Genomic DNA, 3,667 nt, shown 5'->3' with positions numbered 1-3,667 from the left:
CGAGGGGGCCGTCACGCGGACGATCACTTCGGCCAGCTTGCCGGCCTCGTTGCCGTGCAGGGTCAGCGTCAGGCCGCCCTCGGCCAGATCAGACCCGGCCGGGTCGGCCACGAGGTCCAGTTCCCATGCCTGCGTCACCGGGTTCCGCAGCAGGAAGCCCACCAGGAAGGCCCGCGGCGTCTGGTCTGCGCGGGACTGACGGATCGTCTCGGGGGCGGTTGCCGCCTTCAGCGATCCGGTGATGTCATAGGGGATCCACATGGCACTGACCCTTTCACCTCACTCGACGATGACCTTGGCCTTCATGAAGGGATGGGGCGTGCAGTGGTAATCGTAGCTGCCCGCCTCGTTGAAGGTGATGGAATAGGATTGCTCCTTCTTCATCATCGCCCCGTCCATCTTGGCGTCGCCGACGGCGCCCGCCTTGAAGGCGACGTTGTGGGGCATGGCCTCGGTGTTGATCCAGGTGACGGTCTGGCCCGGCTTGATGGTCACCTCGGCGGGTTCGTATTTCATCTTGGCGATGTTCACGATCACCGCATCAGTGGGCGCTTCGGCCGCGGCGGCGGGCGCTTCGGTCAGGATCGAGATCTTGTCTGCCAGCGCCATCTGCGTGCCGAAGCCGGTCAGGACGAGGGCGGCAAGGATGGTGCGGGTCTTGGTGGCGAAGGTCATGATGGCTCCGTGGGGTTCAAGGGGCCGGAGGGGCAGGGGAGCCGCCCCTCCGGCGCTCCCGATCAGCCGGCGCGGCCGACGATCGGAGAGATGGTGCAGTGATAGGTCATCGCGTCGTCCTCGGCCCCGAAGCACCAGATGATGTCGTTGCCGAATTCCGGGCGATAGACCGGCAGCTCGCCTTCCGTGTTGAAGCAGGGGCAGCGGCCCGAAACCTGCGCCCCGCAGCAGTCGCGATAGGCGATCAGGTAGCTTTGCCCGTCGGTCGGGTTGTAGCAGCTTGCCACCCAGGACGCGGTGGCCAGCTTGGTGCCCGGCGGGCAGTTGGTCAGCGAGCCGCCCGAGCAGTCGCAGACGTTGCCGTCGATCGAGCAGTGGCGCCAGTAGTCGCAGGCCTGGATGTCATGGTCCTGCGGGTTCCAGCCGTCGCGGGGATGCGCGGCACCCGGTTCCGGCGTGGTGGCGGCGTTCGCCCGGCTGACGCGGCCGCGGCGGTCCACCGGCAGCAGCGGCACCAGGCCCACGCCCAGCATCACCGTGCCCAGCTTGCCGATGGCGCCGCGCCGGCTGGTCCTGCCGGCCACGCGCCGCGACATCTTTTCGACCATGTCGTCGAACCTGAAGTTCCCCAGCATCGAAATCCTCCCTAATTCTGCGGGGTTGCGGTCAGCGGCCCGGTCAGGCCGCCTTCTTCCGGCTGGCGATATACTGCTGCAGCGAGGCGAAGCCGGTCTTGTCGGCCTCCAGCAGGCTTTCCAGATGCTCGCGCGTGTTGGTCAGGCCCTTGGCGCGGATCACGCCCTGCGGGTCCAGAAGGACGCCGTAGGGGATCTTGCCGACCTGGAAGGCCATCCCCGCCTCGGCCGAGACGACATAGCGGATCTCGCCCAGGTCGTGGCTGTCGAGGAAGCGGCGGTGTTCCTCGGGCGCGCCGTCCGAGATCATCACGACCGAGATCTTTTCCGCCCGCGCGATCGACTTGATGATCGGGAACAGCTTGTCGCAGACCGGGCAGGTGGGCGCGGTGAACATCAGCAGTGTCTGGCGCCCGTCCGCCGCCGGGCCGCCGATCTTGACGGCGCGGCCGGCGAAGTCCTTGAGGTCCAGTTCCGGGGCCTTGTCGCCGATGTCCGGCCCGTGGTCGGTGATCATCGCGCCCATGGGCGACGAGCGTTCGTGCAGCAGCCCGACCTGGCGCATCAGCCCCAGCATCACCACCGTGACGCCCAGAAAGGCCACCCACAGCAGGACGTTGGATACGATCAGAAGGTTGGTCATGTCAGCGTCCTTTCGACGTGGTGGCTTGCATGGCCCGCAGGCCCCCCAGCGCCGCGGCGCTGAGATAGAGCATCATGGCCGTCAGCCCGGCCATCAGGCCGACCAGCGCCTCGGCCAGCATCGGACCGGGGGCGGCGGGCAGCAGCCCCGCCACCAGCAGCGCCGCACCGGCCATCAGCGCATTGCGCCCGACCAGCGCCCAGCCGACCTGCTGCTTCAGCCCGTTGCGAAAGCAGCCGCAGTCGATGGATGTCCGCCCGCGCAGCACGTTGACCGCGATGGCCGCCGCGAAGACCGCCAGCAGCGCCGCCGCCGCGATCGCGGCAGGAACCGCCGTCGCCCCGATCAGCAGCCCCGCCGCGACCGCCAGTTCCACCACCGGCAGCACCAGCGCGGTCACGCGGGACGCCCCGTCGGGCAGGATGCGGAAGTTGCGGACGACGCCGTAGAATTCCTCGGCATGGCCCAGCTTGGACAGCGCCGCCGTGGCGAAGACCAGCGCCAGGAAGACGCGGATCGCCAGCAGGGTCGCAGGATTGGCGATGAGATCGTGCATCATCGCCTCAGTTCATGTCCGACAGGCTGATGACCGTCGGGCCGTGGCCAAGCTGGTTCACGGACCGCAGTTCCTCGCCCGACTCGGCGTCGTAGATGTAGAGCGTCCTGGCCCCGGTCGAGAGACCGTAAAGCAGCGGATCGTCGTCCTGGCTGACCGCGACCGAGTCGATGTCATGGCCAAGCTCGTGCCTGGCGATGCGCTCGCCCGTCTCGGCGTTGATGACGACGACATGGCGGCTGGGGGTCTTGTGGGTCCATTCCGCGCGCTGGTCGACCAGCATGTAGATCTGGTTCGAGGGCCGGTGATAGGCCACCAGCTGCCAGCCGCCCGGCCGCCAGTTGTCGGCGCGTTCCTCGGCGGTCAGCCCGTCGATGGTGTTCAGCGCCTGCGGCTCGCCCGAGGACAGGTCGAACTGGTAGATCTTGCCCTCGTAGGTCGGCCAGGCCAGCCGCCCGGTCTTCTGCGAATAGGCCGGGTGGTTGACGAGATATTCGTCCTCGGGGTGGAAGACCGCGCTGTGGGTGATCTGCGGCTCGGCATCCGAGGCGGCGTCGAACTGCACCCGGGCAAGGCTGCCGTCGCGGCAATGCATGAAGAAGTTGTCGGGTGCGGTCGGGAAGATGTGGTAGCAGTCCGGCACTTCCAGCATCCGGCTGAAGGCCTTGCCTTCCAGGTCCACCACGCCGACGGCGGGCGCGGGCGAGAACTGGTAATACAGCAGCGTCCGGTTGTCCGGCGTCACCGCCGCCATCCAGGGGTAGGTGCCGACGAGGAAGCGGTGCGCCTCGACCGGCAGGGTGATGTCGGCCACGGGATTGAAGGTGACGGGGTCGAAGACCTCGATGTAATCCTCGCGCTCGCCCCGCGAGATGCGGGAATAGGTGGTGCTGACCTGCGCATAGACCGAGCCGTCGTCGGACAGGACCGGGTTCGGCAGGAAGCCGCTGTCGGTGATGGCGATCACCCGGCCCGCGTCCGTGTCGATCACGAACTGCTGGGTGAGCGAGCCGAAATGCGCCGAGTCGTTGACATAGACGCGGCGGGTGTTCGGGGCGGGCGCCTCGAGGATCACCGGCTCGTCGTCCTCGCCCGCGGCCAGGGCTGCGGCGGCTTCGGCGGCGGCGCGCTGGCCGTGGGTCTGGGCTTCCGCAGGGG

Annotated in this window: 5 protein-coding genes and 1 pseudogene; all 6 read right to left on the bottom strand. The window is 68.1% G+C overall.

What is annotated here, in order from left to right; translation table 11 throughout:
- Window positions 1-261: pseudogene (locus tag Q4F04_RS11515) on the bottom strand (methylamine utilization protein MauJ); the annotation flags it as partial.
- Window positions 262-279: 18 nt separating this feature from the next.
- Complete coding sequence (locus Q4F04_RS11510; protein WP_303369968.1) at window positions 280-675, bottom strand: amicyanin; 396 nt, start codon at window positions 673-675, stop codon at window positions 280-282.
- Window positions 676-737: 62 nt separating this feature from the next.
- On the bottom strand, window positions 738-1,310 hold the full coding sequence (mauA, locus tag Q4F04_RS11505) for a methylamine dehydrogenase (amicyanin) small subunit (protein WP_182791604.1): 573 nt from the start codon (window positions 1,308-1,310) through the stop codon (window positions 738-740).
- 43 nt (window positions 1,311-1,353) lie between these two features.
- Window positions 1,354-1,953 (bottom strand): methylamine dehydrogenase accessory protein MauD, encoded by a 600-nt coding sequence (gene mauD / locus Q4F04_RS11500; protein ID WP_303369967.1) that lies wholly within the window; start codon window positions 1,951-1,953, stop codon window positions 1,354-1,356.
- A gap of 1 nt (window position 1,954) precedes the next feature.
- Complete coding sequence (locus Q4F04_RS11495; protein ID WP_303369966.1) at window positions 1,955-2,512, bottom strand: MauE/DoxX family redox-associated membrane protein; 558 nt, start codon at window positions 2,510-2,512, stop codon at window positions 1,955-1,957.
- Window positions 2,513-2,516: 4 nt separating this feature from the next.
- A partial coding sequence (mauB, locus tag Q4F04_RS11490) for a methylamine dehydrogenase (amicyanin) large subunit (protein WP_303369965.1) occupies window positions 2,517-3,667 on the bottom strand: 1,151 nt, incomplete at its 5' end.

Source organism: Paracoccus sp. (in: a-proteobacteria), from assembly GCF_030536915.1.
Taxonomy (GTDB): Bacteria; Pseudomonadota; Alphaproteobacteria; order Rhodobacterales; family Rhodobacteraceae; genus Paracoccus.
Note: the sequence above shows the minus strand (reverse complement) of the source record. Positions and strands in the feature narration are given on the sequence as shown.